The sequence below is a fragment of the Pseudoalteromonas sp. SG43-8 genome, assembly GCF_014164245.1.
Taxonomy (GTDB): Bacteria; Pseudomonadota; Gammaproteobacteria; order Enterobacterales; family Alteromonadaceae; genus Pseudoalteromonas; species Pseudoalteromonas distincta.
Genome location: NZ_JACJEX010000008.1, coordinates 116776 through 135074, shown reverse-complemented (window position 1 = coordinate 135074; position 18299 = coordinate 116776). Strand labels below are relative to the sequence as shown.

The following is an 18299-nucleotide window of genomic DNA, read 5'->3' as shown; positions in this document are numbered from 1 at the left end:
TCTATTGATCTACCCCTAGGTAAAGCTGTTTTCGTCCCTAAGCAATAGAGGGTCGGAGAATATGGTGGTACAATCTTGCACAATTTATACAAGTCTTAGGATCATTTACGCCATGAGCGAATTAAAAAACGACCGTTATTTACGTGCACTTGCAAAACAACCTGTTGATGTAACTCCGGTATGGATGATGCGCCAAGCAGGACGCTATTTACCAGAGTATCGCGCTACACGTGCACAAGCGGGCGATTTTATGAGCCTGTGCCGTAATGCTGAGCTTGCATGTGAAGTTACACTGCAGCCTCTACGTCGTTACCCGTTAGATGCCGCTATATTATTTAGTGATATTTTAACGATTCCAGATGCGATGGGCTTAGGCTTGTACTTTGAAACTGGCGAAGGCCCTAAGTTTGAACGTCCTATTTCATCACTTGCTGATGTTAAAAAAATTCCAAAGCTAGACCCTACAGACGAGCTTGGCTACGTAATGAACGCAGTAAGCACTATTCGTCGTGAACTTAAGGGCGAAGTACCACTTATTGGTTTTTCTGGTTCACCTTGGACGCTAGCAACTTATATGGTTGAAGGCGGTAGCAGCAAAGTATTTGGTAAAATCAAAAAAATGGCGTTTGCAGAGCCGCAAACACTTCATTTATTACTCGATAAATTAGCTGATTCAGTAATTGATTACTTAAATGCTCAAATTAAAGCTGGCGCGCAATCGCTAATGGTATTTGACTCGTGGGGCGGTGTATTAAGTCCGCGCGATTACAACGAGTTTTCACTGCAATATATGCATAAAATTGTAGATGGTTTAATTCGTGAATACGATGGCCGTAAAGTTCCGGTTACTTTGTTCACTAAAAATGGTGGTCAATGGATTGAAGCAATTGCAGCAACAGGCTGTGATGCAGTAGGTCTAGATTGGACTATTAATATTAGCGATGCTAAACGCCGTGTAGGCGACAAAGTAGCACTACAAGGTAATATGGACCCGTCAATGCTTCACGGTACACCAGAGCGTATTCGCCAAGAGGTAGGTACTATTTTAGAAGACTTTGGTACAGGCAATGGCCACGTGTTTAACTTAGGCCACGGCATTACACCAGATGTAGACCCTGAAAATGCTGGCGTATTTATTAATGCAGTACATGAGCTAAGTGCTAAGTACCATAAGTAATAGTCACTTAAACGAGCTTTAAAACTGTTTAAAAGTAAAAAACCCGCTAAGTTGCGGGTTTTTTGTTACCTATTTATAAAGGCTTTTAAAACTACTTATTTAAGCGGTTATTTAAATAAGCGATTTAAGCCATTTAATGCCGCAACACGGTAGGCTTCAGCCATGGTTGGGTAGTTAAATGTGGTATTTACAAAGTAGTCGATATTATTGCCACCATTTTTTTGTTCCATAATAGCTTGGCCAATGTGAACAATTTCAGAGGCACGTTCGCCAAAACAATGTACGCCAAGTACTTCTTTGGTTTCAGTGTGGAATAATATTTTTAAACTACCTACTTCAGTACCAGCAATTTGCGCGCGAGCCAAATGCTTAAACTGAGCACGGCCAACTTCATACGGTACTTTAGCGGCTGTAAGCTCTTGCTCGGTTTTACCGACTGAACTCATTTCTGGAATGGTATAAATACCAGCTGGAATATCAACAATCAGCCTGTCATCGCAGTTACCACATGCAATTGCATCAGCAGCTATACGACCTTGGTCAAACGCAGCACTTGCAAGGCTTGGATAGCCAATTACATCACCTACAGCGTAAACGTTATCAATTTCTGTTTGGTATGTTTCGTTAACTTTTAATTGGCCACGGCTATCGGCTTTTAAGCCAATGGCTTCAAGATTTAGTGTATCAGTGTTACCAGTACGACCATTAGCAAATAAAATACAGTCAGCTTTTACGCGTTTACCTGATTTTAGATGCATTATAACGCAGTCGTCACGCGTCTCAATTCGGTCAAACTCTTCGTTATGGCGAATAACAATACCGCTATTCCAAAAGTGATAGCTAAGTGCGTCAGATATTTCTGCATCCATAAAAGCAAGTAGTCGATCGCGTGTATTAACCAAATCAACTTTAGCGCCTAAACCTTTAAATATTGACGCGTACTCACAACCAATTACACCTGCACCATAAATCAGTACACGATGAGGGTCATGCTCAAGGCCAAGTATTGTGTCACTTTCGTAAATACGAGAATGCGTAAAATCTACCTCTGGTGGGCGATAAGGGCGTGAACCCGTTGCTATAACAATCGTTTTAGCAGTCAGTCGCTCAGTTGAACCATCATTTCGTTTTACTTCAATTGTGTGCTTATCTACAAAGCTCGCATCACCTTGAAACATATGAATGCGGTTACGATCGTAAAAGCTACTACGTAAATTAGATTGCTTAGAAATAACAGAACTTGCGTGACGTAAAATATCAGGAAATGTTAAGCGGCTAGGGCGCTCACCAACATTAAATAACGGATTTGCTTTGTATTCAATATAGCGGCTAACAGAGTGGCGAAGCGCTTTTGAAGGAATTGTTCCCCAATGTACACAACCGCCACCAACTGATTCTTGGCGTTCAATAACCGCTACTTTTTTATCGTTTTTTGAAAGGTTCATGGCGGTACCTTCACCGCCAGGACCCGTGCCAATAATTATTGCATCATATTGGTATGTCACGGGTACTTTTTTTTGTTCTGGTTGTTTGGCCACAGCCACTCCTAAATTAATTAAAAGAGGCTTTTAATAACCTCGCATTAAGTGCTAGCCATGCCTGTTTTTGATTTTCCCAGGCGGCTTCCAACTCATGGTATTGTGCCATTAATGCTGAGCGTTCACACTGCTTTGCCATGTTATTTTTTTTAACTTCTAACACTTGTTTTTGTAGTGAACAATAATTTTGCAGTTTTTTCAGCAGTAAATCGTACTCTTGTTGTAATAATGTAATCTTATCTTGTGCTAAAGGCAATTTTGCAAGGCGCGTTTGCGTTTTGCTCATGAGCGTTTCGGCCTTCGCTTTTTCTATACGTTCAACAGGAGTACGCTTTAACTTATTGGCTAAACCTACAGCTGCTAAGGAGCGAATCATCCATTTTGTTGGATCGTAATGAAACCATTTAATACCGTTACGGTAGTCGCTTGCAAAAATATGGTGGAAGTTGTGATACCCCTCACCGTATGTAAATAACGCTAAAAAGCCGTTATCACGTGCCGTATTTTTTTCGGTGTATGGGCGAGAGCCCCAAATATGTGCAACTGAGTTTATAAAAAAGGTAAAGTGTTGACTCAGTACTAAGCGTAGTAAACCTGCAAGAATTAACATCCCCCACACATCACCAACCAATAAACCAAGTGCTAGAGGCAAGCCTACGTTCATAGCAATCACAAGCTTTAAGTAATGTTTGTGTTGCCACATAACTATTTTATTGCGCTGTAAATCACGACAATTACTATAATCACCGTAGCTATCGCCTTGGTAGTCACGTAACATCCATCCGATATGGCTATACCAAAAACCATTGGTCGCCGCGTAAGGGTCTTTTATTGGGTCGTCAACTTGACCGTGATGTATACGGTGATCGCTACTCCAATGCAAAGCACTGTTTTGTAGTGCAAAAGCACCGCCAAGCGCAAAAATAAATTCAACAGCAGGGTGTGCGTTATAGGTTTTATGTGCCCATAATCGATGGTAGCCGGCAGTAATTGATAAGCCCGCATAAAACATGCAGCCTACAAAAGCAATCCAATGCGCGCTGGTAAATCCGTAGCTAATGGCGTACCAAGGTACAAGTGTGGCAGCCGCCAAAAAGGTTAGGCTAAAAAATAGGACGTTTGTCCAAATAATCGGTGGTTTATTCATAATTCTCAATCTCAGCGTACAACTGTAAGCTAAAATAGTATTTCAAACTCTCGTCGTCAAGTATTAGACTGGACAATTGAGCTAATATCACTAAATATTCATATAAAATAATTCAGGGAGCTGTTGATGTCGGGTGTTAGAGCGCAACAGAAACAAAAAACACGACAGGCGTTAATTCAAGCGGCATTTAATCAGCTGAGTGCTGATCATAGTTTTTCGAATTTAAGTTTACGCGAAGTAGCACGAGAAGCCGGTATTGCCCCAACTTCTTTTTATCGTCATTTTAAAGACATGGATGAGCTAGGTTTAACCATGGTAGACGAAGCCGGCTTAACTCTTCGCCAACTAATGCGTCAAGCTCGTAGACGAATAGCGAACGATGGCGGCAGTGTTATAAATACCTCAGTGGTTACTTTTATGGAGTTTATTGATAACTCAAGTAACCAATTTAGGTTGTTGCTACGAGAACGCTCTGGGACTTCTAAAGCATTTAGAGCCGCAGTAGCGCGCGAGGTAAAACATTTTATTTTAGAGCTGGCTCATTATTTAGAAAGTGAAACTAAGTGCAACGCTATGCATGCCTATATTCAGGCTGAATCTATGGTAACGCTCGTATTTAATGCGGGTGCAGAGGCGCTCGATATAGAAGGATTGCAACGCGACGAATTGATTGAGCGCGTTATTTGGCAGCTGCGTTATATTACTCGTGGAGCCGGGCATTACGTAAGAGAAACGAGTAAAGAAGCATAGCTTAAAAAAATTGTAAAAAGTTAATATAAGCACGGTATATTGCAGTGCTTATTAATTTAAGCGTCACTAGTCATGTATTTGTTATTTTAATTCTTAATAGGTGCCTTGGTTGAATTAAAAAACCCAATTGAATCGTTTTTAAATCTGTTTTGTGGAATTTTTATGCTTGCTTCCGTCGCTTTGCAATGTTAAAAATAGGCTTCACTGAACACACACACAAGAAAACAAGATGCATATTATTCGTTTAATTACACTAAAACTTAACCTCTTACTGCTATGGCAAGTAAGCGGGGATTAGTGTGTTTGCATCGAGTTGAACACTAAAAACCCCGCAATTGCGGGGTTTTTTTTATCTCGCGGCTGGGATAAATTGAAATTTGGGTAACACAGGAATGAGGGGCAGTTATGCAAGACAAAGATAAAGTATGGATTTTTGATACCACCTTACGTGATGGCGAGCAGGCACTTAAAGCAAGCCTTACAGAAGACGATAAAATTCAGCTAGCGCATACTATTAGCCGCTTGAACGTGGATGTGATGGAAGTGGGTTTTCCAGTTTCGAGCCCCGCTGATTTTCGCTCGGTACAGCGTATTGCAACCGAGGTTAAAGGCCCTATTATTTGTGGTTTAGCACGTTCAGTAGCAAAAGATATTGAAGCCTGTGGTGAGGCGCTTCGCACAGCACAGCAAAGCCGTATTCATACTTTTATTGCCACAAGCCCTTTGCACCTTGAACATAAATTACGTATGAGCTTAGACGATGCAACGGCAATGGCTGTTAAATCAATTAAATTGGCACGTAACTATACTGATGATGTTGAGTTTTCGTGTGAAGATGCCGGTCGTACCCCGCATTGGGATTTATGTAAAATTGTTGAGCAGGCAATTAACGCCGGAGCTTCAACTATTAACTTGCCAGATACCGTTGGTTTTGTAACGCCAGATGAGTACGCCGCAATGATCCGCCATTTAATGAATAACGTGCCAAATATTGATAAAGCGCGTTTAAGTGTGCATTGCCACAACGATTTAGGTTTAGCAGTAGCAAACTCGGTGGCTGCAGTGCAAGCCGGTGCACGCCAAATTGAGTGTACTATTAATGGCATTGGTGAGCGGGCTGGTAACTGCTCGCTTGAAGAAGTGGCGATGATCATGAAAATGCGCAAAGACCATTTAAAAGTATACACAGATATTAAAAGTGAAGAAATTTACCGTGCATCTCGCCAAGTGGCTAAAATTTGTAATATGCCAGTACAACCAAATAAAGCGATTGTTGGCGAAAACGCCTTTGCGCATAGTTCTGGCATTCACCAAGACGGTGTATTAAAAGCTCAAAATACTTATGAGATTATGTCGCCAGAAAGCGTGGGTGTGCCAAGCAACCAATTAAATATGACTTCGCGTTCGGGTCGTCATGTTATTGAGCATCGCTTAGAAGAGTTAGGCTATCAAAAATCTGATTACGATATGGATGGCTTATATAAAAGCTTTATCGAATTGGCTGACCAAAAAGGCACAGTATACGATTACGACCTTGAGGCGATGATTTACTTTAATCAAATTAACGACAAAGACGAAAAATACCAATTAGAATTTGTTAACTCAGCCTCTAACTCACAATCGGTAGCAAGCTCTACCATTGGAATGCGAATTGATGGCGAAGCTAAACAAGAAGCCGCGACAGGTAATGGCCCAGTTGAAGCCTCGTTTGCAGCGATTGAGCGCTTAACCGGTATGAGCGTTGAAATGATTGAATATAACTTAGAAGCGACAGGCCAAGGTGCAAGCTCATTAGGCCAAGTAAATATTATAGCTAAATACGATGGCCGACCTTACCACGGTGCGGGCATTGCAGCGGATGTGGTTGAAGCGTCGGTACGCGCCATGATCCGTGTTTATAACTTAATTTATCGTGCACAAAAAGTGTCTGATTTAAAACAACAAAGGAAAGCAGGATGAGTAAAACAAACTACAGCGTTGCCGTATTAGCTGGCGACGGTATTGGTCCAGAAGTGATGGCAGCAGCAGAACAAGTACTTGATGCTGTGAGCAATAAGTTTGGTTTTACCCTGAACCGTGAGCATTATGCAATTGGTGGCGCAGCCATTGACGAATTTGGTAAAGCATTACCAGAGAGCACACTTGCAGCGTGTGAAAACGCTGACGCTATTTTATTTGGTTCGGTAGGCGGTCCTAAATGGGAAAACCTACCACCAAACGAGCAGCCTGAGCGCGCATCGTTATTGCCGCTTCGTAAGCACTTTGGTTTGTTTTGTAACCTGCGCCCTGCACAGTTATTACCTGCATTAAGTGCAGCGTCACCACTTCGCGCTGATATTAGCGAAAAAGGGTTTGATATTTTATGTGTGCGCGAGCTAACCGGCGGCATTTACTTTGGCGAAAAAGGCCGTAGCGGCGAAGGCGCTGAAGAAGCTGCTTTTGATACGCAAACATACTCGCGTAAAGAGATTGAACGTATTGCACGCTTTGCTTTTGAAGCTGCAAAATTACGTAGTAACCATGTTACCTCTGTTGATAAAGCAAACGTACTTGCATCAAGCGTACTATGGCGTGAAGTAGTAACCGAAGTAAGCAAAGACTACCCAGAAGTAAGCCTAGATTACATTTACGTAGATAACGCCGCTATGCAGTTAGTTAAACAGCCTAGCCAGTTTGACGTACTACTTTGCGATAACTTATTTGGCGATATTTTGTCAGATGAGTGCGCCATGATCACAGGCTCTATGGGTTTATTACCTTCGGCAAGCTTGAATCAATCGGGTTTTGGGTTGTATGAGCCAGCAGGCGGTTCAGCACCAGATATTGCAGGTAAAGGCGTTGCAAACCCAATAGCACAAATTTTAAGTGCCGCATTAATGTTACGTTACTCGCTAGGGCAAGACGAAGCTGCGCGCACCATTGAAAAAGCAGTAGCAGAAGCTGTAGAAGCAGGTGTAGGCACGCCAGATATATATCCAAATGCCGGTTACAGCACAAGCGATGTGGCAGCCGCTATCGTTTCACGCATTTAATAACATATTAAAGTTGCAGCACCGTTATGCTGCAACTCAAACAGATTAGGGAATTAGCAAGTGGCCCAAACGTTATACGACAAAATTTGGCAAGCACATACCGTTGCCAGCATAAACGAGCAAACCGACTTACTTTATATTGACCGCCATTTAGTGCATGAAGTTACTTCTCCGCAGGCTTTTGCTGGTCTACGTGAAAAAAACCGTACTGTACGTTGCCCAGAAAAAACCTTTGCAACGATGGATCATAACGTATCGACTAAGAGCCGATCACTTGATGCCGCAAGCGAAGTATCTAAAAATCAATTAATGGCGCTTGATAAAAACTGTAAAGAGTTTGGTATTGTACTTTACGATTTAAACTCAATTAACCAAGGCATTGTGCACGTAATGGGCCCAGAGCAAGGTATTACTTTGCCAGGCACAACCATTGTATGTGGCGATAGCCATACTTCTACGCATGGTGCGTTTGGCGCATTAGCGCATGGTATTGGTACGTCTGAGGTTGAGCACGTATTAGCAACGCAAACGCTACAGCAAAAAAAGGCGAAATCGTTAAAAATTCAAATTAACGGTGTATTGCGCCCAACGGTTACTGCTAAAGATTTAATTATGGCGGTAATTGGCAAGTTAGGTACTGCTGGTGGCACAGGCTATGTAGCAGAGTTTTGTGGTGCAGGCATTGAAGCGCTTTCAATGGAAGCCCGTATGACGCTATGTAATATGAGCATAGAAATGGGTGCAAAAGCGGGTTTAATTGCATCTGACCAAATTACTTATGATTATTTAAAAGGTCGTCCGTTTGCACCTAAAGGCGCAGATTTTGATGCAGCCGTTGAATATTGGGAAACATTAAAAACAGACGAAGGCGCACACTTTGATTTAGTTGTTGAGCTAAATGCTGACGACATTCAGCCACAAATTACCTGGGGCACAAGCCCAGAGCAAGTAATTGGTGTTGATGAGTGCATACCCGATCCAGATAAAGAGCCAGATTTAATTAAAGCCGATGCCATTCGCAGCGCACTTAAATACATGGGCTTAAAAGCGGGCGATAAATTATCAAGCGCAAAAGTAGACACGGTATTTATTGGCTCATGTACTAATAGCCGTATTGAAGACTTACGCGCAGCTGCAAAAATTGTTGAAGGCAAGCAAGTTGTAGCCGGCATAGAGGCGTTAATTGTACCGGGCTCTGGCTTAGTTAAAAAACAAGCTGAAGATGAAGGCTTAGCCGATATTTTCAAAGCCGCTGGCTTTGAATGGCGCGAACCAGGTTGTTCTATGTGTTTAGCAATGAACGATGACCGCCTAGAAGCAGGCAAGCGTTGTGCATCTACTTCTAACCGTAACTTTGAAGGTCGTCAAGGTCGTGGCGGGCGTACCCATTTAGTTAGCCCTGCAATGGCTGCAGCCGCTGCAATACATGGTCACTTTGTTGATATTAGAGGAGAAGCATAATGAGCGTATTTTTTAGTGGCTTAATGGCTCCACTTGATAAAAACAATGTAGATACTGACCAAATTATTCCTAAGCAGTTTTTAACATCAACTAGCCGCGAAGGTTTTGATGCTGCCTTGTTTTATGATTGGCGTTACCTAGATAACGGTGAGCCAAACCCTGACTTTATTTTAAATCGCCCATGCTACCAAGGCGCGCAAATATTATTAACGCGCGACAACTTTGGTTGTGGCTCATCTCGCGAGCACGCGCCATGGGCGCTTAAACAATATGGTTTTGAAGTTATTTTAGCTGAAAGCTTTGCTGATATTTTCTTTAATAACTGTGGTAATAACCAAATGTTAGCCATTGCGTTACCTGCCGACACGCTTGAGCAATTGTTTGTACTTAGCGAGCAGCACGACGATATTAACATTGAAATCGACCTTGAAAATCAAACATTAACAAGCAGTAAGTTTGCGCCAATTAGTTTTGATATTCGTAAAGACGTAAAAGAGCGCCTATTAAGTGGCTTAGATTTTATTGGTGTAACCGAAACACTAAACCCACAGATTGATGCGTTTGAAAAACAACTAGCAGCTGAGCGTTCTTGGCAGTAATTACTTAACCGTGTGTATTAAGAATCACGTATTAAAAAGCACGGCAATTGCCGTGCTTTTTGTGGGTAAATATTAGGTTCAGTACCTAAGGGTTAATGCCTAAAGTCAGCCATTAACGCCGGTATACCAGGTAACATGCCTACAATTGCCATTACAGTGGTAAGTAACACAAACATAATAAGTGGAATCACCCAGCGGCTCATTTTAGTTAGTTCAGCGCTGCGCTCTTTACAGCCAATAAGCCCTAAGTTATCAAGTAACATAGTAAGCGACCAACCAAAAGCCGGGTTAACCAAGGTTGAGGCAAACACCACAATAGCGGCTGATTGCGTTGTTTTGCCTTCGCGCGTCATTTCCATGCCAGCTTCAAGTAGCGGAATAAACACACCTACAATAAGCGCTACACAAAGCACAGGTTGCCAAATGGCTAAATCCATAGGGTAACCCCATAAACCAGCAATAATACAAAATACGGCTGTTAAAATAGCGCCAGCAGGAATAGGGCGCTTAGCAATAGCGGCAGGTACAATGTAGGTTCCCCACGATGAGGTAAAGTTAGCACCACCGGCAAGTGAGCCAAATGTTTGTCTAACCGATGCGCTCAGCATGGTGTCGTCGATATTCATTTGTACTTTTTCAGTACGTTGCGGATAGCTTATTTTTTGAAATACTTGATGACCTAAAAAATCTGGTGACCACATAGCAACGGCGAGCACTGCAAATGGGAGTACAACCACAAAGCTTTCAAGCGTTGGCAGGCCAAGCATCCAACCCGTGTTTTCGCCCCACCAGTAAGCTGGGTTCATATTTGGTAAACCCGGAGCAGTATGAAACTCAAACGGTGCACCTAAAGCAAAGGCAACCACGCCACCAATAAGGCAGCTTAACGGCACGGCTAACCAACGATTTTTAAAGTGCTCTAATAGCGCATACAATAAAATGGTGGCTAAAATAACAATAAATGCAATGTGCGCCATATCAATGGCTTCAGCCCAAGCAAACAGCTTTTTAACTTGCGAAATAGTACCAATAAAGCCTAAATAAATAAGTAGCCCGCCACATACACCTTTACTGGTTAGGCGCGCGAGCATACTTCCTCCTTTGGTTATGGCCAAAATAAAACCAAAGGCACCAATGAGTAAGCCAAACGCCATAGGGTGGCCGCCAGCTGCAACTACAATAGGAATTAACGGAATAAGCGGGCCGTGAGTACCAGCCAAGTTGGCTGTAGGTAAAATAAAACCTGAAAACAAAATGATAAAAATAGAAACAATGAGTAATTCGTAGCGCACGTTTTCTAAAACAAACGCATCGCTTAAACCAAGAGGTGCTGCAAATGTTGCCGCAATAGCCCCCACCATAACGACTTTACCAATAGTGCCCGCCATTGCTGGAATGGTGTCTTCAAATTCAAATCGGTAATCTCTAAACGGTATATTAGGACGCCAGCGTTTAGGCTGCATAATTTGTAATTCATGTTCGAGATACTCGTCGCGAGTATTAAACGCTGAACTCGGTTTGTGAAGCTGCTCGTAGCTTTGAGCATTCTTGTGCGTGTTTGATGGTGCATCACCGGGTGGTGTAGTTTGCATGCGTTCTCCTGCAACATTGTTGCTTAATCAAATAAATACGGCTTTTGTTAAAGCAAATGAATATTGAACATGCAGGGTAAATCAGCTTTTAGGGTGCTATGTATAGGCAAAAGGTCGTGCATGGTTGTTTTTAATACAGTTAATTTAAAAAACTGCTTTACACTAAAAATTATGAAATTACAGAGTGTGATTAAAAGTTGTTATAAATTAAGCGCTTGAGTTTGTTATTAACGATGCGGAGCACTATTTACCTAATAGTATAGTGTTAACGGCAGGTTATTATCCTTTAGTCTTAGTGGCTGTGAAAGTCGTTTTATTTCAAGCTATTTGCTTGCAGGAGCCGTTAATATTGTTTTATTTGTGGTGGAATAATACTTCTGTTACTTTCTGATTGTTAATAACAATAAAGAATAGACATGCAACTCAACTCCCCTAAATCAATTGGTATTTTACTTGGTACGCTTTACGGCATATTTATGCGGCTGTTTATAGAGCTACTTGATACTTATAATTTAAGTAGCCTAGTCTCTATATCATTTATGTTTTTAGTGCCCGTTGCAATTGGTTATATTCGTGTTCACTTTGAGTACAATGAATCAAAAACATTAACTAAAAGGCAAATGGTCACGATTGCTTGGCAGCCTATTTTTGTTTTTTTATTTGTAAGTGTAATTACTTTACTTGAAGGCAGTATTTGTGTGGCTATGGCTTTGCCTGCTTTTATGTTTTTTGCCAGCATTGGTGGATTACTTGCGGGTTTTGTTAGAAAGCGTGAAATAAAAAAAGCGAATAGTTCTTTATTATCAATCGCGTTGTTACCTATATTGCTCTCACCTATTGAAGTTAATTTTTTAAATTTATCAAAAACATACGAAGTAACAAATTCAATAACTATTAACGCGCCCATCAATGCTGTGTGGCAACAGTTAGCTAATGTGAGTGATATAAAACCACAGGAAGTGCCTTTTTCACTCACTCAATTAATTGGTGTACCAAAGCCATTAAGGGCAAGTATAAATGCAAGCGGTATAGGCGCTGTTCGCACAAGTACTTGGCAAAAAGGGGTTATATTTAAAGAAGTTATTACAGATTGGCAACCAAATAAACAGATGCTTTATAGATTTGACATAGACCCAGATGCTATTCCCGATGACGCACTCGATAAACACGTAAAACTTGGCGGTGAATACTTTTCTCCACTTTACGGTGGTTATCAGCTAAGTGAAGAAAAAAGCGGCAATACAATTTTAACGTTAAAAACGACCGTGCAAGACAATACAAATTTTGGTATTTATTCACGAATATGGGGAGAGGTGATATTTCAAGATTTTCATCATTCACTTTTAACGTTGATGAAGAACAGAGCTGAAAAGTCACTTATCGCAGCTGTTTCTTATAATTAGCTTAAACCATTGTGACTATAAAAAATATTACACACTAAAAGATAAAGCCTTTGCAATTGCAAAGGCTTTTGTTTTAACTGCTAACTTTTACCAAATCATTTCTACAAATTCAGAATGGTCGATATACGGGTTACGATTACCTTGAAATTCAAAGGCTGCTTGGTTACGGTCAATTTCCATTTGGCTTACAGGATCACTGTTATGCCAGTTAAGCAGCATGGCTACTACCCAGCTTTCAAACACTTGGTTGCTTGAACCATTAAGCACTGCATTACTTGAGGTCGTTTTGGTTTGCCAAGTGCCTATTACATTTTCGTAGCGCGTTGCCATGTAAAAATAAGCGCGAGCAAAGTCACCTTTAAATTCGTCAATTGGCTCAAATACAGTACCTGAGTAATTTAATGAGCTTGCGGCAGAGCCTAATTTACTTCCGTTGGTTGATGTAAATGAAGCGCTTGCTACTTCACCAAATGGGAAGTTACTACGCTTTGAGTTTACATAACCGTCGGTTGCGTAAATATGATGCACATCTGAGTTCATTGGCTCAATAGTGCCGCCAAACCAGCTTTTAGGAAATGAATGCTCACGGTTGTAACAGCCGCCTTCTCCACTATAGTTACCACATTGGTCACTCACCGCAGTATAATTGTAGCTATCTGAGCCGTTTGGTTTCTCGCTATACATATCTAAAATGCTGTTATCGTTTTCAAAGTATTTATCACGTGCAGATGAGTCGTAAAAATTCCAAATAGCCGAGTAACCCTGTGCATTATGATCTTTAATAATATTATAAAGCTCAGTTTTTAGTGCATAACCCGATAACCCTTGAGCAGTAACATAGTAGCCAGTGGGTGTTGGGTTGGTCCCGCCGCCATCACCAGAGCCACTACCTAAAGTAAATGCCGTGCTGTCTGTATTGTTAAAACTTGCACCGCTAGCAAGTGTGGTAGAGCCTTGCTTAAGCGCATAACTGCCATTACCTGTTGAACAACACATGCCATCGCCGTAGCTGTCGCTAATAACAAGTGTGTAAGTACCATCAGTTAGGCATATTTGCTCATCATACAGAGTGTTTGATGCGTAACCACTGCCGTTAACAACAGCGCTACCTTGATTGTTATTAACGGCCCAGCTAGTTTCGCTACCGTAATTATCGGTGTTAAGCGTTAAGGTAAGGCTATTGTCGGTGCAACTTGTTGATGCGTTGCCATCAGTATTTGGTAAAAAGTTATCTACGTATACGGTTTCGCTGCCATCAAATCCACTTACATCGTAAAACCTAAGCCCAACATTAATTGTTTTATCACTGCTTGGCGTATAGCTATGGCTAATTGTTTGCCATTGGTTAGTTTGTGCTTGATTTGAATAGCCTTGATAGCCATCTACATATAAGCGCGCTTTAATTTTACCTTCGGTGTGGTAAACATCAGCCGAAAAGTTATAGGTTTTACCAGCTTCTACAGCAACCTGTTGTAGTAAATCAGTGTTACTTTGCGATCCTGTTGTTACATTGACAGCAGCAGAGCTACTACCGCTTTTAACTGTACTAGTTGAGCGCGTTAAGCTGATTCCGCTATCAATAGTGCTCCAAGAGCTAGGTGTATTACCTGACCATTGTTCAAATCCGCCATTAGCTACATTGGCCATTACAGGTAATGAGCCAAGTAACAAAGCGGTACTAAGTAGATTATTTTTATATTTCCCGTGTAACATAGTTGTTCCTATTTTTATTTTGAATGAAGAATATACCCTACATTAGTTAGGTTACAAAATTGTTAATTTAAAGTGCAGTAAAAAGCAATAATAAGTCTTTAATCTGTTTTTGAAGGTATTTTTATAAATTAATAACTAAATGGAATATCAAAGCAGATTCTATTCTTTTTTTATCTATGCTGAGCCCGTTATCCTACTAACTTAGAAAACCTCAACAGATACGCTCTGGATGAGGTAAAACTCATTTTTAACAATACACAAAGTGTATTGTGTTTAATTTTCAGGGTTATGGGGAATCGATTCATGTTGTTAGGTCAACTAAATGCTGCGGCAAGCCCGCTATCGCAAGATCAAGTACAAAAGCTGCAAGCTTTAGTGGCTGAACTTAATCCAATTCAACAAGCATGGGTAAGTGGTTACTTAGCTGCAAATGCTAATTCGGCTGCGTTAGGTGCTCCTACGGCAGGCGTACCGGCTGCGGGTGATGCAGCAGCGCTAACTATTTTATATGGTTCGCAAACAGGTAACGCAAAAGGTGTAGCTACCAAAATGAAAGAGCAGGCTGAGTCGCGAGGCTTAGCAGTTAAGCTTGTGAGCATGTCAGATTACAAACCAACAGCCCTGAAAAAAGAAAAGTTTTTAACTATCGTTGTATCTACTTACGGCGAAGGTGAGCCACCAGAAGACGCAGAAACACTCCACGAATTTTTAGCCACTAAAAAAGCGCCAAAACTAGACGATGTGAAAATAGCGGTTATTGGCTTAGGTGATTCTAGCTATGAGTTTTTCTGCCAGACAGCAAAAGATTTTGAAGAGCGTTTAAATAAACTCGGTGCACAAACTATCTATCAACGTGCTGATTTAGATGTAGATTACGAAGATGAAGCCGCTACGTGGATCGCCGGTGCAGTTGATGCATTTGAACCTGATTTAAAAGCGCAGCAAGAGGCCGCTGGTGGTCAAGTTGTATCAATGCCATTTGGTGCTCCAACCGCTGCAGCAAGCCAATATACAAAACAAAATCCATTTGAAGCAGAGCTATTAACTGTTCAAAAAATTACCGGTCGCGACTCGACTAAAGATGTACGCCACGTTGAAATTTCGCTTGAAGGTTCTGACATTACTTACACGCCAGGTGATTCATTAGGTGTGTACTTTTTAAATGACGATGTATTAGTTGATGAAGTACTTACACTTACTCAAATAGATGCAACAAGCATTGTAAAAGTAGGTGATGAAGAGCTAAGCGTACGCGATGCACTTATTGAAAAACTAGAGCTGACTCAGTCGTACCCAGGTTTTGTAGAAAAATACGCAACAGCAACAGGTACGCCTGAATTATTAAAGCTTGTAGAAGATAAAGCTGCAATGCGTGCGTATATTGAACCTCGCCAAATATTTGATGTGATTCGCCAAAATCCAGCAAAAATTGATGCGCAAACATTAGTAGATTGCCTACGTAAACTACAAGCTCGTTTGTACTCAATTGCATCTAGTCAAGCTGAGGTTGAAGATGAAGTACATTTAACACTAGGTCTAGTACAGTTTGATGCATTTGATAGCGAGCATTTAGGTGGCTGTACTGGTTACTTAACTCGTCGTGCAGAGGAAGGTTGTAAAGTTAAAGTATTTAGCGAACACAACGACAATTTCCGCCTACCAACTAACGATGATACACCTGTGATCATGGTAGGCCCAGGTACGGGGATTGCGCCGTTCCGTGCATTTTTACAAGAGCGTGATTCGCGTCAAGCACAAGGCAAAAACTGGTTGTTCTTTGGTAACCCACATTTCACTCAAGACTTTTTATACCAAGTAGAAATACAGGGTTATTTAAAATCGGGTTTACTTAACAAAGTAGATGTTGCATTTAGCCGCGATCAAGCAGAAAAAGTATACGTACAAGACAAATTACGCAGTAACAGTAAAGACGTGTTTGAGTGGTTAGAAGCCGGCGCTCACTTTTATATTTGTGGCGATGCAAATCGCATGGCAAAAGATGTACACAACGCCTTGGTTGATATCGTTAAAGAAAACACAGGCAAGAGCAATGAAGACGCAGAGCAATATTTAAAAGATTTGCGTAGCGCAAACCGCTATCAGAAAGACGTGTATTAATCACGTTTCTTATTTTATTTAACAGCTAGCAGCCGTCACTGTAACAAATTTAGGATTTAAAATGAGCGAACAAGATAAAAACGTAAAACTTTCTGATAACGAACGTTTGAAAAGAGAAAGTAACTTTTTACGTGGCACCATAGAGCAAGATTTAAAAGACGAAATTACCGGTGGTTTTACTGCCGATAACTTTCAGTTAATACGTTTTCATGGCATGTACCAACAAGATGACCGCGATATACGTGGTGAGCGCGCTAAGCAAAAGCTAGAGCCGCTACATAATGTAATGTTACGTGCACGTATGCCTGGCGGTATTATTAAGCCAGAGCAGTGGTTAGCAATTGATAAGTTTGCTGATGAAAAAACAAGCTACGGCAGCATTCGTCTAACTACGCGTCAAACATTTCAGTTTCATGGTGTATTAAAGCCGAATATTAAAGGCATGCACCAAATGCTTAACAGCGTAGGTATAGACTCTATTGCAACTGCGGGTGACGTTAACCGTAACGTGCTTTGTACTACTAACCCTGTTGAGTCTGAGTTACACCAAGAAGCTTACGACTGGGCTGCAAAAATTTCTGAACATTTATTACCAAAAACGAAAGCGTATGCTGAAATTTGGCTAAATGGCGAAAAGGCAGAAACCACAGAAGAGCCAATTTTAGGATCTAACTACTTACCGCGTAAATTTAAAACAACGGTAACTATTCCGCCTAATAACGAAGTTGATGTGCATGCGAATGACTTAAACTTTGTGGCAATTGCTGATAACGGCAAGCTTGTTGGCTTTAACGTACTTGTTGGTGGTGGCCTTGCCATGACTCACGGTGATACGGCTACGTATCCGCGTAAGGCTGATGACTTTGGCTTTATTACGCTCGAAGATACCTTAAAAATTGCAGAGCATGTTGTATCTGTGCAGCGCGATTGGGGTAATCGTTCAAACCGTAAAAATGCAAAAACTAAATACACATTAGACCGTGTTGGCGTTGATGTATTTAAAGCAGAAGTAGAAAAACGCTCAGGCGTTACATTTGCACCAAGCCGCCCGTTTGAGTTTACTCACCGTGGCGATCGTATTGGTTGGGTTGAAGGCATTGATGGTAAGCACCACTTAACGCTATTTATTCAAAGTGGTCGTATTTTAGACTACCCAGGCAAGCCGCTTAAAACTGGTTGTCGTAAAATCGCAGAAGTTCACCATGGTGACATGCGTATGACGGCAAACCAAAACCTAATTATTGCTGGCGTACCTGCAGATCAAAAAGCCGTGATTGAAGAAATTGCACGTAGCCACGGCCTGATTGACGACAAAGATTCGCAGCAGCGTAAAAATTCTATGGCGTGTGTTTCACTGCCAACGTGCCCACTTGCAATGGCCGAAGCAGAGCGTTACTTACCAAGCCTAGTAGAAAAAACTGAAGCATTACTTGCTAAGCACGGTATACCAGATGACAGCATTATTATGCGCGTTGTAGGTTGCCCTAACGGTTGTGGCCGCGCAATGCTTGCAGAAGCTGGTTTAGTGGGTAAAGGCCCAGGTAAGTACAACGTTTACCTAGGTGGTAATTTAGAAGGTACACGTATTCCTAAATTGTACCTTGAGAACGTAGGCGAAGACGTTTACCTAGAAGCATTCGATAAGCTCATTGGGCAATGGGCAAAAGAGCGTAACGATGGTGAGTGTTTTGGTGACTTTGTTATACGCAAAGGCATAGTTGCTGAAGTAAAAGTATCAGTAACCGATTTTCACGCTTAATTAAATACCA

13 protein-coding genes are annotated in these 18299 nt (G+C 41.4%); 9 read left to right on the top strand and 4 right to left on the bottom strand.

Annotated features, from left to right (window positions below; all coding sequences use genetic code 11):
• Window positions 1-112: 112 nt before the first annotated feature.
• Window positions 113-1177: a uroporphyrinogen decarboxylase gene (gene hemE / locus H5122_RS14800; protein ID WP_182671846.1), complete on the top strand. Its 1065-nt coding sequence runs from the start codon at window positions 113-115 to the stop codon at window positions 1175-1177.
• 107 nt (window positions 1178-1284) lie between these two features.
• Here the strand turns inward: hemE and sthA are convergent, their stop codons facing one another.
• Complete coding sequence (gene sthA, locus H5122_RS14795) at window positions 1285-2715, bottom strand: Si-specific NAD(P)(+) transhydrogenase (protein ID WP_007378904.1); 1431 nt, start codon at window positions 2713-2715, stop codon at window positions 1285-1287.
• Window positions 2716-2728: 13 nt separating this feature from the next.
• Window positions 2729-3862, bottom strand: coding sequence for a fatty acid desaturase (locus H5122_RS14790; protein WP_008138662.1), 1134 nt, complete (start codon window positions 3860-3862; stop codon window positions 2729-2731).
• A gap of 126 nt (window positions 3863-3988) precedes the next feature.
• On the opposite strand from H5122_RS14790, the gene fabR reads away from it, so the two are divergent.
• From fabR to leuD, 5 genes are all read left to right on the top strand, one after another.
• Complete coding sequence (fabR, locus tag H5122_RS14785; RefSeq protein WP_002961087.1) at window positions 3989-4612, top strand: HTH-type transcriptional repressor FabR; 624 nt, start codon at window positions 3989-3991, stop codon at window positions 4610-4612.
• Window positions 4613-5017: 405 nt separating this feature from the next.
• Window positions 5018-6571, top strand: coding sequence for a 2-isopropylmalate synthase (gene leuA, locus H5122_RS14780; protein ID WP_182682469.1), 1554 nt, complete (start codon window positions 5018-5020; stop codon window positions 6569-6571).
• The gene (leuB, locus tag H5122_RS14775) at window positions 6568-7644 is read left to right on the top strand and encodes a 3-isopropylmalate dehydrogenase (protein WP_002961092.1); all 1077 of its coding nucleotides are present in this window, start codon (window positions 6568-6570) and stop codon (window positions 7642-7644) included. The genes leuA and leuB overlap by 4 nt, the downstream gene beginning before the upstream one ends.
• A gap of 60 nt (window positions 7645-7704) precedes the next feature.
• On the top strand, window positions 7705-9105 hold the full coding sequence (leuC, locus tag H5122_RS14770) for a 3-isopropylmalate dehydratase large subunit (RefSeq protein WP_182682468.1): 1401 nt from the start codon (window positions 7705-7707) through the stop codon (window positions 9103-9105).
• Window positions 9105-9704 (top strand): 3-isopropylmalate dehydratase small subunit, encoded by a 600-nt coding sequence (leuD, locus tag H5122_RS14765; protein ID WP_149613416.1) that lies wholly within the window; start codon window positions 9105-9107, stop codon window positions 9702-9704. The genes leuC and leuD overlap by 1 nt, the downstream gene beginning before the upstream one ends.
• 92 nt (window positions 9705-9796) lie before the next feature.
• Here the strand turns inward: leuD and H5122_RS14760 are convergent, their stop codons facing one another.
• Window positions 9797-11296: a DUF3360 family protein gene (locus H5122_RS14760; RefSeq protein ID WP_182682467.1), complete on the bottom strand. Its 1500-nt coding sequence runs from the start codon at window positions 11294-11296 to the stop codon at window positions 9797-9799.
• A gap of 416 nt (window positions 11297-11712) precedes the next feature.
• Between H5122_RS14760 and H5122_RS14755 the strand changes: the two genes are divergently transcribed.
• Window positions 11713-12699 (top strand): hypothetical protein, encoded by a 987-nt coding sequence (locus tag H5122_RS14755; protein WP_182682466.1) that lies wholly within the window; start codon window positions 11713-11715, stop codon window positions 12697-12699.
• Between the two features lie 87 nt (window positions 12700-12786).
• Here H5122_RS14755 and H5122_RS14750 read toward each other — a convergent pair whose 3' ends face one another.
• Window positions 12787-14412, bottom strand: a complete 1626-nt coding sequence (locus tag H5122_RS14750) for an endonuclease (protein ID WP_182682465.1) — start codon at window positions 14410-14412, stop codon at window positions 12787-12789.
• A 303-nt stretch (window positions 14413-14715) separates the two neighbouring features.
• Here H5122_RS14750 and H5122_RS14745 point away from each other — a divergent pair, with 303 nt between their 5' ends.
• Both H5122_RS14745 and cysI read left to right on the top strand, forming a co-directional pair.
• Entirely contained in the window at window positions 14716-16530 is a 1815-nt protein-coding gene (locus H5122_RS14745) for an assimilatory sulfite reductase (NADPH) flavoprotein subunit (RefSeq protein ID WP_182682464.1), read from the top strand.
• A gap of 61 nt (window positions 16531-16591) precedes the next feature.
• On the top strand, window positions 16592-18289 hold the full coding sequence (gene cysI / locus H5122_RS14740) for an assimilatory sulfite reductase (NADPH) hemoprotein subunit (protein ID WP_182682463.1): 1698 nt from the start codon (window positions 16592-16594) through the stop codon (window positions 18287-18289).
• Window positions 18290-18299: the final 10 nt, after the last annotated feature.